Annotated in this window: 11 protein-coding genes; 8 read left to right on the forward strand and 3 right to left on the reverse strand. The window is 57.4% G+C overall.

Annotated elements, in window-relative coordinates; genetic code table 11:
• The first annotated feature begins 41 nt into the window (after positions 1-41).
• The 5 genes from greB to feoC all read left to right on the forward strand — a co-directional run bounded on the left by greB (position 42) and on the right by feoC (position 6,076).
• On the forward strand, positions 42-515 hold the full coding sequence (gene greB / locus RY075_RS21515; protein ID WP_003861614.1) for a transcription elongation factor GreB: 474 nt from the start codon (positions 42-44) through the stop codon (positions 513-515).
• Positions 516-602: 87 nt separating this feature from the next.
• Positions 603-2,933: a Tex family protein gene (locus tag RY075_RS21520; RefSeq protein ID WP_109948885.1), complete on the forward strand. Its 2,331-nt coding sequence runs from the start codon at positions 603-605 to the stop codon at positions 2,931-2,933.
• A gap of 319 nt (positions 2,934-3,252) precedes the next feature.
• The gene (gene feoA / locus RY075_RS21525) at positions 3,253-3,480 is read left to right on the forward strand and encodes a ferrous iron transporter A (protein ID WP_003861611.1); all 228 of its coding nucleotides are present in this window, start codon (positions 3,253-3,255) and stop codon (positions 3,478-3,480) included.
• Positions 3,481-3,510: 30 nt separating this feature from the next.
• Positions 3,511-5,829, forward strand: a complete 2,319-nt coding sequence (feoB, locus tag RY075_RS21530) for a Fe(2+) transporter permease subunit FeoB (protein ID WP_325773928.1) — start codon at positions 3,511-3,513, stop codon at positions 5,827-5,829.
• A gap of 10 nt (positions 5,830-5,839) precedes the next feature.
• On the forward strand, positions 5,840-6,076 hold the full coding sequence (gene feoC, locus RY075_RS21535) for a [Fe-S]-dependent transcriptional repressor FeoC (RefSeq protein ID WP_017384148.1): 237 nt from the start codon (positions 5,840-5,842) through the stop codon (positions 6,074-6,076).
• Here the strand turns inward: feoC and bioH are convergent.
• Positions 6,051-6,833: a pimeloyl-ACP methyl ester esterase BioH gene (gene bioH / locus RY075_RS21540; RefSeq protein WP_003861604.1), complete on the reverse strand. Its 783-nt coding sequence runs from the start codon at positions 6,831-6,833 to the stop codon at positions 6,051-6,053. The two genes, feoC and bioH, sit on opposite strands and share 26 nt — an antisense overlap.
• A gap of 36 nt (positions 6,834-6,869) precedes the next feature.
• On the opposite strand from bioH, the gene gntX reads away from it, so the two are divergent.
• The 3 genes from gntX (at position 6,870) to gntT (ending at position 9,809) form a co-directional block, all read left to right on the forward strand.
• Positions 6,870-7,550: a DNA utilization protein GntX gene (gntX, locus tag RY075_RS21545; protein ID WP_003861603.1), complete on the forward strand. Its 681-nt coding sequence runs from the start codon at positions 6,870-6,872 to the stop codon at positions 7,548-7,550.
• Between the two features lie 61 nt (positions 7,551-7,611).
• On the forward strand, positions 7,612-8,187 hold the full coding sequence (gene nfuA / locus RY075_RS21550) for a Fe-S biogenesis protein NfuA (RefSeq protein ID WP_003861601.1): 576 nt from the start codon (positions 7,612-7,614) through the stop codon (positions 8,185-8,187).
• A 305-nt stretch (positions 8,188-8,492) separates the two neighbouring features.
• Positions 8,493-9,809: a gluconate transporter gene (gene gntT / locus RY075_RS21555; protein WP_017384145.1), complete on the forward strand. Its 1,317-nt coding sequence runs from the start codon at positions 8,493-8,495 to the stop codon at positions 9,807-9,809.
• A gap of 85 nt (positions 9,810-9,894) precedes the next feature.
• Here the strand turns inward: gntT and malQ are convergent, their stop codons facing one another.
• Positions 9,895-11,976, reverse strand: a complete 2,082-nt coding sequence (gene malQ, locus RY075_RS21560) for a 4-alpha-glucanotransferase (protein ID WP_338627953.1) — start codon at positions 11,974-11,976, stop codon at positions 9,895-9,897.
• Between the two features lie 9 nt (positions 11,977-11,985).
• Positions 11,986-14,379 (reverse strand): maltodextrin phosphorylase, encoded by a 2,394-nt coding sequence (gene malP / locus RY075_RS21565; RefSeq protein WP_045330047.1) that lies wholly within the window; start codon positions 14,377-14,379, stop codon positions 11,986-11,988.
• Positions 14,380-14,681 lie beyond the last annotated feature (302 nt).

Genomic DNA, 14,681 nt, shown 5'->3' on the forward strand with positions numbered 1-14,681 from the left:
ATTGTGCGCAAAGACAGTTAACCGGCATTAAAGGCTGCACCATGAAAACGCCTCTAATCACCCGCGAAGGGTACGAGAAACTCAAAAAAGAGATGGATTACCTGTGGCGCGAAGAGCGTCCGGAAGTGACCAAAAAAGTCACCTGGGCCGCAAGCCTGGGCGACCGCAGCGAGAATGCGGACTATCAGTACAATAAAAAGCGACTGCGCGAAATCGATCGCCGGGTACGCTACCTGACGAAGTGTCTCGAGAATCTCAAAATTGTCGATTACTCCCCGCAGCAGGAAGGTAAAGTGTTCTTCGGCGCGTGGGTCGAAATTGAAAACGACAACGGCGATACCCTGCGTTTTCGTATCGTCGGCTATGATGAAATTTTCGGTCGTAAGGATTACATTTCTATCGATTCACCCATGGCCCGCGCCCTGCTGAAAAAAGAGGTGGGCGATTTAGCCGTTGTCCAGACGCCCGCAGGTGAAGCAAGCTGGTACGTCAACGAAATCGTGTATGTTAAATAGTCCGAGAGCGCCCTCCCCGGCTGGCATTTTTTGGTGTCAGCCCGTATAACTATCCCCCTGATTTTCGATCCACAAGATGAACTGACCATGATGAAAGAGTCGCTCTGCCGCATTATTGCGGGTGAACTTCAGGCCAGAGCCGAACAGGTAGAAGCTGCCGTTCGCCTGCTTGATGAAGGGAACACCGTGCCGTTTATTGCACGTTATCGTAAGGAAGTCACCGGCGGTCTGGATGACACGCAGCTGCGAAACCTTGAGACCCGTCTGGGCTATCTGCGCGAGCTGGAAGACCGACGTCAGGCGATCCTCAAATCTATCGGCGAGCAGGGCAAGCTGACCAGTGACCTGGAAAAAGCCATTAACGGTACCCTGAGTAAAACCGAACTCGAAGACCTCTATCTGCCGTACAAACCGAAGCGCCGCACGCGCGGGCAGATTGCGATCGAAGCCGGCCTTGAGCCGCTGGCCGATCTGCTGTGGAACGAGCCGTCTCACGATCCGGAAACCGAAGCCGCCAAGTTTATCGACGCCGATAAAGGCGTAGCAGACACCAAAGCCGCGCTGGACGGTGCTCGCTATATTCTGATGGAGCGCTTCGCCGAAGACGCGGCGCTGCTGGCCAAAGTGCGTGATTACCTGTGGAAGAACGCGCATATCGTCTCCACCGTGGTGTCCGGCAAAGAGGAAGAAGGCGCGAAATTCCGCGACTATTTCGATCACCACGAACCCATTTCTACCGCGCCGTCTCACCGCGCGCTGGCGATGTTCCGCGGCCGTAACGAAGGCGTGCTGCAACTTTCCCTGAATGCCGATCCGCAGTTTGACGAGCCGCCTAAAGAGAGCCACTGCGAGCAGATCATTATCGACCATCTGGGCCTGCGCCTGAACAACGCCCCGGCGGACAGCTGGCGCAAAGGCGTGGTGAGCTGGACCTGGCGCATCAAGGTGCTGATGCACCTCGAAACCGAGCTGATGGGCACCGTGCGCGAGCGCGCCGAAGACGAAGCGATCAACGTCTTCGCCCGTAACCTGCACGACCTGCTGATGGCTGCGCCAGCTGGCCTGCGCGCCACCATGGGTCTCGATCCGGGTCTGCGTACCGGCGTGAAGGTGGCCGTGGTTGACGGCACCGGCAAGCTCGTTGCCACCGACACCATTTACCCGCACACCGGTCAGGCAGCGAAAGCGGCTGTCGTCGTCGCCGCGCTGTGCGAGAAGTACAACGTTGAGCTGGTTGCCATCGGTAACGGTACGGCGTCCCGCGAAACCGAACGTTTCTATCTCGACGTGCAGAAGCAGTTCCCGAAAGTGACGGCGCAGAAAGTGATCGTCAGCGAAGCGGGGGCATCAGTCTACTCCGCCTCTGAGCTGGCAGCGCAGGAGTTCCCGGATCTGGACGTTTCCCTGCGCGGCGCGGTCTCTATCGCCCGTCGTTTGCAGGATCCGCTGGCGGAGCTGGTGAAGATCGACCCGAAATCCATCGGTGTGGGCCAGTATCAGCACGACGTGAGCCAGACGCAGCTGGCGCGCAAGCTGGATGCGGTAGTGGAAGACTGTGTTAACGCCGTCGGCGTGGACCTGAACACCGCTTCCGTTCCCCTGCTGACCCGCGTGGCGGGCCTGACCCGTATGATGGCACAGAATATCGTCGCCTGGCGTGATGAGAACGGTCAGTTCCAGAACCGCCAGCAGCTGCTGAAGGTGAGCCGTCTGGGGCCGAAAGCATTTGAGCAGTGCGCGGGCTTCCTGCGCATCAACCACGGCGATAACCCGCTGGATGCCTCTACCGTTCACCCGGAAGCGTACCCTGTTGTTGAGCGCATCCTGGCCGCGACTCAGCAGGCGCTTAAAGACCTGATGGGCGACAGCAGCGCGCTGCGTAACCTGAAAGCGGTGGATTTCACCGACGAACAGTTCGGTGTGCCGACGGTCACTGACATCATCAAAGAGCTGGAAAAACCGGGCCGCGATCCGCGTCCTGAGTTTAAAACCGCGACCTTTGCTGACGGCGTGGAAACCATGAACGACCTGCTGCCGGGCATGGTGCTGGAGGGGGCGGTAACCAACGTCACCAACTTTGGCGCGTTTGTGGATATCGGCGTGCATCAGGACGGTCTGGTGCATATCTCTTCCCTCGCCGACAAGTTCGTTGAAGATCCGCACACCGTGGTCAAAGCGGGCGACATCGTGAAGGTGAAAGTGCTGGAAGTGGATCTCCAGCGCAAGCGTATTGCCCTGACCATGCGTCTGGACGAGCAGCCGGGCGACACTAACGCGCGCCGTGGCGGTAATGGCGGTGGCCGTGAACAGCAGCGTCCGGCAGCGAAAGCCGCGAAGCCACGCGGACGTGACGCACAGCCAGCAGGCAACAGCGCGATGATGGATGCGCTGGCAGCGGCGATGGGTAAGAAACGCTAATACTGTAAATGCCCGGTGGCGCGACGCTTACCGGGCCTACGGTTTTGTAGGCCGGGCAAACGCAGTGCCGCCCGGCAAGCAGGCCGCAGGGAATTAAAATAAATAAGTTGTATCCATATTTAAACCACGAATTATCACCTCATTAACAAATAGCCTTCTTTTTATTTTCACCTCAATTTCGCAAATATTGAGCAAGGTCAAGCAGACCGCAAATTAATACGATTAACAACATCCCGTCACATTTTTATTATTGCTGATAAAAACTATTCTCATTATCATCGCAGTGTAGATTATTTAACCTCTCGTGGAATCAGGCGCTATGCAATTCACTCCAGACAGTGCGTGGAAAATTATCGGTTTTACCCGTGAGATAAGCCCGGCCTATCGGCAGAAGCTGCTGTCCCTGGGCATGCTACCCGGCTCATCGTTCCAGGTGGTGCGCGTTGCGCCGTTGGGCGATCCTGTTCATATCGAAACCCGACGCGTTAATCTGGTTCTGCGTAAAAAAGACCTCGCATTAATTGAAGTTGAATCTTTATCCCGTTAACAAGCCAGCGGTTTCAGTGAGTCTATTACAATGAAAAAATTAACTATTGGCTTAATTGGCAATCCTAATTCCGGCAAGACAACCTTATTTAATCAGTTAACCGGCGCACGCCAGCGTGTGGGAAATTGGGCAGGCGTAACGGTTGAACGCAAAGAGGGCCAGTTCACTACAACAGATAATCAGGTCACGCTGGTTGATTTACCGGGGACCTATTCACTCACCACGATTTCATCCCAGACCTCACTCGATGAGCAAATTGCCTGCCACTATATTCTGAGCGGCGACGCGGATCTGCTCATCAATGTGGTGGATGCCTCCAATCTCGAACGAAATCTGTATCTCACGTTACAACTGCTGGAGCTGGGTATTCCCTGCATCGTGGCGCTTAACATGCTCGACATCGCCGAGAAGCAAAAGCTGCGCATCGACGTCGATGCCCTCTCCGCACGCCTGGGCTGCCCGGTGGTTCCGCTGGTTTCTACCCGCGCACGCGGCATTGACGCCCTGAAGCTGGCGATTGACCGCCACACGGGCAATGCCGACGTCGAACTGGTCCACTACGCCCAGCCGCTGCTGCGCGAAGCCGGGCAACTGGCGCAGGAGATGGACAACAGCATGCCCGCCAGACAACGTCTGTGGCTTGGCCTGCAAATGCTGGAAGGCGATATCTACAGCCGCGCCTACGCAGGCGATGCGGCGGATAAGCTGGGCGTCGCGCAGGCTCGCCTGAGCGACGAGCTGGACGATCCCGCTCTGCATATTGCGGATGCGCGCTATCAGGCCATCGCCGCTATCTGTGACGTGGTCAGCAATGCATTAACCGCTGAACCCAGCCGCTTCACCGCCGCCGTGGATAAGATTGTGCTCAACCGCTTCCTAGGTTTGCCGATCTTTTTACTGGTGATGTACGTGATGTTCCTGCTCGCCATTAACATCGGCGGTGCATTACAACCTATCTTTGATGGCGGCTCTGTCGCTATCTTCGTGCACGGTATTCAGTGGCTGGGCTACACCCTCCACTTCCCGGAATGGTTGACCATCTTCCTTGCGCAGGGGATCGGCGGCGGGATCAACACCGTCCTGCCGCTGGTGCCGCAGATCGGCATGATGTACCTGTTCCTCTCCTTCCTTGAGGATTCCGGCTACATGGCGCGCGCGGCCTTCGTAATGGACCGCCTGATGCAGGCGCTGGGGCTGCCGGGCAAATCGTTCGTGCCGCTGATTGTCGGTTTTGGCTGCAACGTGCCGTCAGTCATGGGCGCGCGTACGCTGGATGCCCCGCGCGAACGCCTGATGACCATCATGATGGCGCCGTTCATGTCCTGCGGCGCGCGGCTGGCGATCTTCGCGGTCTTTGCCGCGGCGTTCTTTGGTCAGGAAGGGGCGCTGGCCGTCTTCTCCCTGTATGTGCTGGGTATCGTGATGGCTATTCTCACCGGCCTGATGCTGAAGCACACCATCATGCGTGGCGAAGCGTCGCCGTTCGTGATGGAACTGCCGGTTTATCACGTTCCGCATCTGAAAAGCCTGATTATTCAGACATGGCAGCGCCTGAAGGGCTTCGTTCTGCGCGCCGGTAAGGTGATTGTGGTGGTCAGCATTTTCCTGAGCGCCCTGAACAGCTTCACCCTGAGCGGCCAGGCCGCGGACAACATTAATGACTCTGCCCTGGCCTCCGTCAGCCGGATCATTACGCCGGTCTTCAAACCGATTGGCGTTCAGGAAGACAACTGGCAGGCAACCGTGGGCCTGTTCACCGGCGCGATGGCAAAAGAGGTGGTTGTCGGCACCCTGAACACGCTTTACACCGCGGAAAACATCCAGGAAGAGGAGTTCAACCCGGCAGCGTTCAACCTCGGCGATGAACTGCTTGGCGCGGTGGAAGAGACCTGGCAGAGCCTGAAAGACACCTTCAGCCTGAGCGTACTGGCGAACCCGATTGAAGCCAGCAAAGGCGATGGCGAAATGGCGACCGGAGCAATGGACGTGATGGGCCAGAAATTTGGCAGCGCGTCGGCGGCCTACAGCTACCTGATCTTCGTCCTGCTCTATATTCCATGCATCTCGGTCATGGGCGCCATTGCCCGTGAGTCCAGCCGCGGCTGGATGGGCTTCTCCATTCTGTGGGGGCTGAACATTGCCTACTCGCTGGCGACCGTGTTTTATCAGGCCGTCAATTACAGCCAGCATCCGCGCTACAGCCTGGTCTGTATCCTCGCGGTGATCCTGTTTAACGTAATGGTGATTGGCCTGCTGCGCCGGGCGCGTAGCCGCGTTGACGTTAACCTGCTGGCAACGCGCAAAACCCCAACGACCTGCTGTAACAGCCCAGCAGGCGACTGTCACTGAGGGGAAAAAGATGGCATCGTTGATTCAGGTTCGTGACTTACTGGCGTTACAGGGACGAATGGAGGCGAAGCAGCTCAGCCTCAGCCTGCATACGCCGCAGCCGATGATCGATGCCATGCTGGAAAGGCTGGAGGCGATGGGGAAAGCCGTGCGCATTCAGGAAGAGCCGGACGGTTGTCTGTCCGGCAGTTGCAAGAGTTGTCCTGAAGGTAAAGCCTGTCTCAGGGAGTGGTGGACGCTTCGCTGATAAAACCGGACAGCGCCGAACAAAACTCAGCAGGATGAGAGATGAACGGCGCATGTGCCGCTTTGGCAACCACCATTGATTTACTCTCCGGCCACAGCGCATCCAGCAGCGGAACCACCTTGCGCGGAACCAGTCCATCCAGATAGCCATAAATACGCAGATGCGGCACCGTTAACGACGCCAGCGGCTCGCGCAGATCGGCCGTTTTCAGGATCTCCAGTCCACCGTTCAGCACCTCAACCTCCGGCATCGGCAGAGAAAGCACCGTCTGCTTCAACGTCCGTGCGTCCTGACGGGCGGTTTCTGTTCCCATGGTTTGTAGCGCCAGAAAACGCTCCACCGTCCGCTGGAAGTCTTCGCTCAGCTGATGCTGGAACCCGGCCAGCACCTCGGGTTTAATGCCCGGCCACGCCTCGCGGGCGCTGAAACAGGGTGATGAGGCAACGGTGATCAGCGCCTGGACCCGCTCAGGATGGCGCAGCGCAATCTGGCTTACCACCAGCCCGCCCAGGCTCCAGCCGAGCCAGACGGCTTTTTGCGGCGCCGCTTCCAGAACCTGCTCCGCCATGTCGTCAAGCGTCATCGCGCCATAGCCGTGGCTACGGCCATAGCCCGGTAGATCCACCAGGTGTACCGTGAATTGCGAGGCCAGTTCCTCACTTATGCAACGCCACACTTCGGCGTTCAGTCCCCATCCGTGCAGCAGCACAAGATGACAATTTCCCGTCCCAACGGTCTGCCACCACAGCGTCTTCATCAGTTAACGTTCTCTTTTTTCACATGGAGGTTGCGTATGCTAACAGTGCCCGGCTTGTGCTGGCTATGCCGAATGCCACTTGCGATGAGCGCGTGGGGCGTCTGTTCCGTTTGCACGCGAGCGCTGGGTTACCTGAAGGGCTGTCCGCAATGCGGCTTGCCTGCCGTCAGCCAGACGCTTCCCTGCGGCCGATGCCTGAAAAAAGCGCCGCCGTGGAGCGCGCTGGTGGCGGTGGATGATTATGTATTGCCGCTGAGTCGTCTGGTTCATCAGTTCAAATTTTCCAGCCAGATCGCGCTGGCGCAGCCGCTGGCACGCCTGTTATTACTGGCGGTATTGCAGGCGCGAAGAACGCGAGGACTGCCGCCGGTCGACACGCTTGTGAACGTCCCACTGTTTCAGCGCCGCCACTGGCGGCGGGGATACAATCAAAGCGACCTGCTGTGTCGTCCGCTCGCCCACTGGCTGGGTTGCCGGTACCCCGCCTCTGCACTGAAACGTACTCATGCCACTGCCGTTCAGCACCGGCTCAACGCCCGGTCGCGCAAAAGGAACCTGAAAAACGCCTTTCGCCTTGAATTGCCGGTCAACGGCCTCCATATCGCGATTGTGGATGATGTCGTCACCACGGGCAGTACCGTGGCTGAACTTTCCCGACTGCTTTTGCAAAGCGGCGCCGCGTCAGTTCAGGTATGGTGTCTGTGCCGTACCTTGTAGCCCTTCTTCAATGGGCGTATGATTATACCCAGGTAATTTAGTCAACTATTAGGCCAAAGCTATGATCCGTATTTCCGATTCTGCACAAGCGCACTTTGCCAAACTGCTGGCAAATCAGGAAGAAGGGACGCAGATCCGCGTGTTTGTGATCAATCCAGGCACTCCGAATGCAGAATGTGGTGTCTCTTATTGTCCTCCGGATGCCGTGGAAGCAACTGACACTGCCCTTAAATTTGAACAGCTCACCGCGTACGTTGATGAGCTGAGCGCGCCGTATCTTGAAGATGCGGAGATTGATTTCGTCACCGACCAGCTGGGTTCTCAGCTGACGCTGAAGGCGCCGAACGCGAAAATGCGTAAAGTCTCTGACGATGCCCCGCTGATGGAGCGTGTGGAATATCTGCTGCAATCGCAGATCAACCCGCAGCTGGCCGGCCACGGGGGACGTGTTTCCTTGATGGAAATCACCGAAGATGGTCTGGCGATCCTGCAATTCGGCGGCGGCTGTAACGGCTGCTCCATGGTCGATGTCACCCTGAAAGAAGGGATCGAGAAGCAGCTGTTGAACGAATTCCCGGAACTGAAAGGCGTGCGCGATCTGACTGAGCACCAGCGCGGCGAGCACTCCTACTACTGATTCAGTGCCCGTCTGTATTGCCCGGTGGCGCTGCGCTTACCGGGCCTACATTTTCTTGCCTCCCCCTCTATATGTTGACCTGCGTCTCATAATTCAAATTTTGCCTCCCTGGGTGATTCTCAATCACGTCATGTTACCCGTATCATTCTCGTGGGCACTCAACACCCTTATAACAGCCGACTAAACTTAACGTTTTCGCAGGCATCAGTATGAGTGCCGTTAACACTCTGTTCCCAGTTGGGACAACCGGAATTTGTCGTTGAAACAATGACGTTACCCATAACAATTCAAAGGCCAGGTCAATCATGCCATTAGTCATCGTCGCTATCGGTGTTGTGTTATTACTGCTCTTGATGATCCGCTTCAAAATGAACGGATTTATCGCTCTGGTTCTGGTGGCACTTGCAGTCGGTCTGATGCAGGGAATGCCGCTGGTTAAAGTTATCAGCTCCATTAAAGCCGGTGTCGGCGGTACGCTCGGCAGCCTGGCGCTGATCATGGGCTTCGGCGCCATGCTCGGTAAAATGCTCGCGGACTGCGGTGGCGCACAGCGTATTGCCACCACGCTGATCGACAAATTTGGTAAGAAGAACATTCAATGGGCAGTGGTGTTAACCGGTTTTACCGTCGGTTTCGCGCTGTTCTATGAAGTGGGCTTCGTTCTGATGCTGCCGCTGGTGTTCACCATCGCCGCTGCCGCCAACATTCCGCTGCTGTTCGTGGGTGTGCCGATGGCTGCGGCGCTGTCCGTCACCCACGGTTTCCTGCCGCCGCATCCGGGTCCAACGGCTATCGCCACCATCTTCCACGCCGATATGGGTAAAACCCTGCTGTTCGGTACGATTCTGGCGATCCCGACGGTGATTCTGGCAGGCCCGGTGTATGCGCGCTTCCTGAAAGGCATCGATAAGCCTATCCCGGAAGGGCTGTACAGCGCCAAAACCTTTACTGAAGAAGAGATGCCAGGCTTTGGCGTCAGCGTCTGGACCTCACTGGTACCGGTGATCCTGATGGCGATGCGTGCCATAGCAGAGATGGTTCTGCCGAAAGGTCACGCGTTCCTGTCCGTTGCGGAGTTCCTGGGCGACCCGGTAATGGCAACGCTGATTGCGGTATTGATTGCGATGTTTACCTTCGGTCTTAACCGCGGTCGCTCCATGGATCAGATCAACGATACGCTGACCTCTTCCATCAAAATCATCGCCATGATGCTGCTGATCATCGGCGGCGGCGGCGCGTTCAAGCAGGTGCTGGTCGACAGCGGCGTGGATAAATACATCGCTGCCATGATGCACGAAACCAACGTCTCTCCGCTGCTGATGGCGTGGTCTATCGCCGCCGTTCTGCGTATTGCGCTGGGCTCTGCGACCGTTGCGGCGATTACCGCAGGCGGCATCGTGGCACCGCTGATTGCCACGACGGGCGTCAGCCCTGAACTGATGGTTATCGCGGTCGGTTCGGGCAGCGTGATTTTCTCCCACGTGAACGATCCGGGCTTCTGGCTGTTCAAGGAGTACTTCAACCTGACCATCGGTGAAACCATCAAGTCCTGGTCCGCGCTGGAAACCATTATTTCGGTGTGCGGTCTGGTCGGGGTGCTGCTGTTGAATATGGTGGTTTGATGTAAAAAGCCGGGTAGCGCTGACGCTTACCCGGCCTACATTCTATTCCCTCTCCCTCTGGGAGAGGGTTAGGGTGAGGGTGAAACTACCGCTTATTACCCACCGCTCTTCTGCGCTTGTCCAAATCCTTAATCAACCTGTTCACCCCGTCATCGGCGAACATCGCTTCAAGCGTTGTGGACAGTTTGCGTCGCCAGTTTTTGTATTGATAGCTGGTGCCGGGGATGTTTACCGGCTCCGCCATATCAATCCAGTCTTCCGGTTGCAGACCGAGCAATGCGCTGTTGCTGTCGGCAATATAGCGCTGTAAGCCACGATTAAGCGTTGGCGTCATCGACATCAGCGACGCCTTATGCACGGCGCGCTTCGGCAGACAACCATGTTTATGCAGCGCGTCCAGCAGCCCCTGCTTCGCCAGCTCGCGATCCTGATATAGCCCGCGCAGAACCTCTTCATTCGGGTAGAGACCTAACGTTTTGCCGAGCGTCAGGTCGCCGCTTTCCCAGTAGCCTCTGAGCGTAGGAAGATCATGCGTCGTCGCGACTGCCATTGACTGTTCAGGGTACGCTTTCGGCGCGCGGAAGGTTTTCTCATGGTCGTTTTCAAAATACAGCACTTTGTAGGAGTAGACGCCGCTGTCGCGGAGCTTACTGACAATTTCCACCGGCACAGTTCCGAGATCTTCGCCAATCACCATGCACTGATGACGTTTACTCTCCAGCGCGAGGATTGAGAGCAAATCGTCCACCGGATATTGCACGTACGCCCCGTGGTCAGCCGTTTCACCGTACGGGATCCACCACAGGCGCAGCACGGACATCACGTGGTCGATACGCAACGCGCCGCAGTTCTGCATGTTAGCGCGCAGCAGGTCGATAAACGGCTCGTAGGCACGCGCCGCCATCACGTGCGGATCCATTGGCGGTAAGCCCCAGTTCTGACCAAGCGGGCCCAGAATATCCGGCGGCGCACCCACCGAAGCTTTCAGGCAGTAAAGCTCGCGGTCACACCAGGTTTCCGCCCCGCCTTCCGCCACGCCGACGGCCAGATCGCGATACAGCCCGATCGGCATGTTATAGCCCTGGCTCACCTGCCAGCAGGCGGCAAACTGGCTGTACGCCAGCCACTGCAACCAGAGATAGAAATCCAGCTCGTCGGCATGCGTCTCACAGAACGCCTTCACTTCCGGGGTATCCACGGACTGATACGCTTTCGGCCATACCGGCCAGCCCCAGCGCATCTCGTCCTCCTGCACCTGATAAGCGTGCAGCGCATCAAACGCTGCCTGCCAGTAAAGGCTCTCGCCTTCCTGCATCACAAACTGGCGGAAGGCTGCCATCTGCTCGTCGTCACGCTTCGCAAAGCCCTTCCATGCCAGACGCAGAGCCGCCATTTTCAGCGCGGTCACGGAGGCATAATCGACCCAGTCCGCATCGCGGGCCTGTTTCAGCATCTGTTGGGTGGTCTCAAGCTTCCACCACGCCTGCGCCTCTTTGCTGTTTTTGAAATCGTCTAACGCGTTAACGTCGATATAAATCACGTTCAGCCAGCGGCGGGACGACGGGCTGTACGGGCTGGCGCTTTCCGGGTTGGCCGGATAGAGGGCGTGGATCGGGTTGAGGCCGATGAACGCGCCGCCGCGCTCGCCCACGGATGCCAGCATCTTTTTCAGGTCGCCAAAATCGCCAATGCCCCAGTTGCTGTCCGAACGCAGGGTATAGAGCTGCACGCAGGCGCCCCACAGCTTTTTGCCTTCAAGCAGCGCCTGCGGCTCATAGCAACGCTTTGGCGCCACGATCACCCGACAGTGAAAACGCTGGTCGTCCCGGGTAAGCGTAAGCGTGTGGTAGCCCTCCGGCAGCTTCGCCGGAAGGTTAAGGGTTTTGCCGCCGGTGGCATGGCCTTTGTGCTGATGCCCCTCTTCGGTGGTGAGCAGCCAGCTGAACTCGCCACGCCCTTCCACCGCCAGCGGCATCTTTTTGCCCGCGGTAAAGACCTTCACGTTCGGCACCGGCGCACCCGACGCTTTCGCGTCGGTTTTGTGCATGGCATCCAGCAAACGTCTTTTGGTGTCCGCACCAATAGACTGCGGTTTGCCGTGCGCATTGATGTAACTGAGGCTAATTCCCGCCGCCTGCGCGGCACTGTCCAGACGTTTACTCTCCATCGCGCTTCCTTAGCGTTTTGCCTGCCAGATACGAGCCTGATAATCACGGATTGAGCGGTCAGAGCTGAACATACCGCAGCGCGCGGTGTTCAGGATACACGCGCGGGTCCAGGCATCCTGGTCGCGATACAGCACGTCGACCTGCTTCTGCGCTTCAACATAAGCCGAGAAGTCAGCCATCACCAGGTACGGGTCGCCGCCCTGTTTGTCCATGCTGTGCAGCATCTGGTCAAACGCGTGCTTGTCGCCGTCGCTGTACTTCCCGCTTTCCAGCTCTTTGAGCACCGCATCCAGCACTTTGTCTTTTTTACGCCATTTCACCGGGTCGTACCCTTTGGCTTTGATGGCTTTCACTTCTTCAACAGTATGGCCGAAGATAAAGATGTTCTCTTCGCCGACCTTCTCGGCAATTTCGACGTTCGCACCGTCCAGCGTGCCGACGGTCAGCGCACCGTTCAGGGCCAGCTTCATGTTGCCGGTACCGGACGCTTCTTTACCGGCGGTAGAGATCTGCTCGGAAATATCCGCCGCCGGGATCAGCATTTCAGCCGCAGAAACGCAGTAGTCCGGCAGGAACACCACCTTCAGCTTATCGCCCACTTTCGGATCGTTGTTGATCGCCGCCGCCACTTTATTAATGGCGAGGATAATGTTTTTCGCCAGGTAGTAGCCCGGCGCCGCTTTCGCACCGAACAGGAACACGCGCGGAACGCGGTCGGCCTGTGGATTCTCGCGGATCTCTTTATACAGCGCCAGAATGTGCAGCAGGTTCAGGTGCTGACGTTTGTACTCGTGCAGACGTTTGATCTGGATATCGAAAATCGCATTTGGGTTGATCTCAATCCCGGTGCGCGCTTTCACGAACGCCGCCAGGCGAACTTTGTTCTCCAGCTTAATCGCGCGGTACTGTTCGCGGAATTTCGCGTCGTCAGCGTATTTTTCCAGGTTGATGAGCTGGTCCAGATCGTTGGCCCACTCTTTCTTCAGGGTCTTGTCCAGCAGGCCAGCCAGCAGCGGGTTGCACTGCTTGATCCAGCGACGCGGCGTAATGCCGTTGGTCACGTTGTGGAATTTGGTCGGCCACAGCTGGTGGTATTCCGGGAACAGATCTTTGACCACCAGATCCGAGTGCAGCGCCGCCACGCCGTTCACCGCAAAGCCGCTTACTACGCACATGTTCGCCATGCGTACCTGCTTATCGTGAACCACCGCCAGCTTCGCCCAGACGGCTTTGTCACCCGGCCAGGTTTTCTCCACCAGCGTTTTGAACTGGTCGTTAATCTTATTGATGATCTGCATATGGCGCGGCAGCAGCGTTTTCACCAGCTTCTCATCCCAGCACTCCAGCGCTTCCGGCATCAGGGTGTGGTTGGTGTAGGCGAAGGTGCGGCTGGTGATGGCCCAGGCGTCGTCCCAGCTCAGCTGATGCTCGTCGATCAGCACGCGCAGCAGTTCCGGGATGGCAATGGTCGGATGCGTGTCGTTAAGCTGAATAACTTCGAAGTCCGGCAGTTGAGCCAGCTTGCGGCCCGCCAGGTGGTGTCGACGCAGAATGTCCGCCACGGAGCAGGCGCACTGGAAGTACTGCTGCATCAGACGCAGCTTTTTACCCGCCAGATGATTATCGTTTGGATAGAGGACTTTGGTCAGCTTCTCGGCGTCGATCCCCTGCTGCTCGGCGCGCAGGAAGTCACCGTCGTTGAATTTGGTCAGGTTAAACGGATGCGCGTGCTTCGCCTGCCACAGACGCAGCGGCTGCGCCACGCCGTTACGGTAGCCGAGTACCGGCAGGTCCCAGGCTTCACCGGTAATGGTGAACGCCGGTTCCCAGAGTCCCTGCTTCGTGACTTTCCCGCCAATCCCGACCTGCACATCCAGCTGCGCGTTGTGGCGGAACCACGGATAGGTATTGCGGTGCCAGTCGTCCGGCGCTTCCATCTGATGGCCGTCGGCAAATGACTGACGGAACAGGCCGTACTGATAGTTCAGGCCATAGCCAATCGCCGACTGGCCCACCGTTGCCATGGAATCCAGGAAGCAGGCTGCCAGACGTCCCAGACCGCCGTTACCCAGCGCCGGGTCAACCTCTTCTTCCAGCAGATCGGTCAGGTTGATGTCGTGTTCTTTCAGCACGTCACCGACCTCCTGATACCAGCCAAGGTTCAGCAGATTGTTACCCGTCAGACGGCCAATCAGGAACTCCATCGAAATGTAGTTGACGTGACGCTGGCCTTTCACAGGCTTCGCCACAGGCTGAGCGTCCAGCTGTTCTGCGAGCGCCCCGCTCACCGCCTGCCACCACTGGTGAGGCGTCATCTCGTTTGCAGCATGAAGGCCAAAACGCTGCCACTGACGCGTCAGGGCAGCCTGAAATTGAGCTTTGTTGAAAGTAGGCTGTGACATAGGGAATCGGCATCCTGTAGAGAGAAAACACATTTGGCGCTAGTGTGCCTGGCTCATTGCGCCTCTTCCTCCTCCTGTCGGGGATTAGGCAGGGAGGAGTAGCGGGGATGAGCATAAAAGTGTGATCGAGGCCACTGTGTAAGTGTGCGCTTCGCGGAAAAAGCGATCCCGGAAGAACGTCAAAGAAATGAAATGCAGTTTCGGAAGAAATTAATCATCGCTGAAATGATTACTTACGTAGAATAATATTTCCGCGCGTCGGGATTATTCAGCACCACTATTAAGCCCATGCAACTTTCCCC

The sequence above is a fragment of the Enterobacter sp. JJBC genome, from assembly GCF_036936505.1.
Classification (GTDB): domain Bacteria; phylum Pseudomonadota; class Gammaproteobacteria; order Enterobacterales; family Enterobacteriaceae; genus Enterobacter; species Enterobacter hormaechei_C.

Bases quoted from the DNA above. Each gene is read 5' to 3' on its own strand.
- bioH (WP_003861604.1), bottom strand. From the start codon at position 6,833: ATGAAGACGCTGTGGTGGCAGACCGTTGGGACGGGAAATTGTCATCTT.
- malQ (WP_338627953.1), bottom strand. From the start codon at position 11,976: ATGGAGAGTAAACGTCTGGACAGTGCCGCGCAGGCGGCGGGAATTAGC.
- gntX (WP_003861603.1), top strand. From the start codon at position 6,870: ATGCTAACAGTGCCCGGCTTGTGCTGGCTATGCCGAATGCCACTTGCG.
- RY075_RS21520 (WP_109948885.1), top strand. From the start codon at position 603: ATGATGAAAGAGTCGCTCTGCCGCATTATTGCGGGTGAACTTCAGGCC.
- feoA (WP_003861611.1), top strand. From the start codon at position 3,253: ATGCAATTCACTCCAGACAGTGCGTGGAAAATTATCGGTTTTACCCGT.
- malP (WP_045330047.1), bottom strand. From the start codon at position 14,379: ATGTCACAGCCTACTTTCAACAAAGCTCAATTTCAGGCTGCCCTGACG.
- gntT (WP_017384145.1), top strand. From the start codon at position 8,493: ATGCCATTAGTCATCGTCGCTATCGGTGTTGTGTTATTACTGCTCTTG.
- feoB (WP_325773928.1), top strand. From the start codon at position 3,511: ATGAAAAAATTAACTATTGGCTTAATTGGCAATCCTAATTCCGGCAAG.
- feoC (WP_017384148.1), top strand. From the start codon at position 5,840: ATGGCATCGTTGATTCAGGTTCGTGACTTACTGGCGTTACAGGGACGA.
- greB (WP_003861614.1), top strand. From the start codon at position 42: ATGAAAACGCCTCTAATCACCCGCGAAGGGTACGAGAAACTCAAAAAA.
- nfuA (WP_003861601.1), top strand. From the start codon at position 7,612: ATGATCCGTATTTCCGATTCTGCACAAGCGCACTTTGCCAAACTGCTG.